The organism is Campylobacter troglodytis (genome assembly GCF_006864425.1).
In the GTDB taxonomy this organism is placed as follows: Bacteria; Campylobacterota; Campylobacteria; order Campylobacterales; family Campylobacteraceae; genus Campylobacter_D; species Campylobacter_D troglodytis.
Genome location: NZ_QHLI01000185.1, coordinates 1 through 805, shown reverse-complemented (window position 1 = coordinate 805; position 805 = coordinate 1). Strand labels below are relative to the sequence as shown.

The 805-nt window shown below is 29.7% G+C and carries 1 pseudogene; it reads right to left on the bottom strand.

Annotated elements, in window-relative coordinates:
- A pseudogene (locus DMC01_RS12635) lies at positions 1-182 on the bottom strand (type IVB secretion system protein IcmH/DotU); the annotation flags it as partial.
- Between the last annotated feature and the right edge of the window lie 623 nt (positions 183-805).

The window sequence follows — 805 nt, the reverse complement described above, 5'->3', positions numbered from 1 at the left end:
ACAAACTGTTCTTTCAAGCCTTCTATGGTGCTTGCTTCAAGCGAGCTTAACTTAGACAGTCTAAAAGTTAGTAAAAAAAGCCCCAAGGCTAGATCCACTACCTTATTTCTTTTAAGCCCACTTAGCTCGGTGTTTAAAAGAAGGCTGGGTGTGTTTAAATTCTGAGTGTTTTCTTCTTCCATAGTTTGTCCTTGAATTTAAATTTTTCTTTGAATTTAATGTTTATGCCTTGTTTTTGAATTTAAATTGTTTTTTTAAATTCAAGCCTTTCTCTCAGAGCTTGAATTTAAAGCTTTCTTTGAATTTAAGTTTTTATACACTGCCTTTGAATTTAAATCTTTTGCTTTTAAATTCAAGCTTTTTGCTCAGAGCTTGAATTTAAATCTTTCTTTGAATTTAATTTAATCCCTTGTTTAAAATTCAGCTTAATGCCCAGCTTGAATTTAAAGCCTTCCTTGAATTTAAGTTTTTATGCACTGCCCTTGAATTTTAAGTTATTTTCTTTTAAATTCAAGTTTATACACCGTCCTTGAATTTTTGCTTTTAAATTCAAGCTTTTCTTACACAGCTTGAATTTAAATCTTTCTTTGAATTTAATTTAATCCCTTGTTTAAAATTCAGCTTACTAGTTCTAAGACATACAAAAACAGTTTAACACCCCTTAAAAGAATTTAAAACACAGCTAAGTTTTAAAATGCCCTTAAAACGCCCTTGAATTTAGCTAAAACACAGCCCAAAATTTTAGATCAGCTTCTTTTATATTATTGGTTATATACAAGCTTAACACAGTTTCTCCCTTAAATTC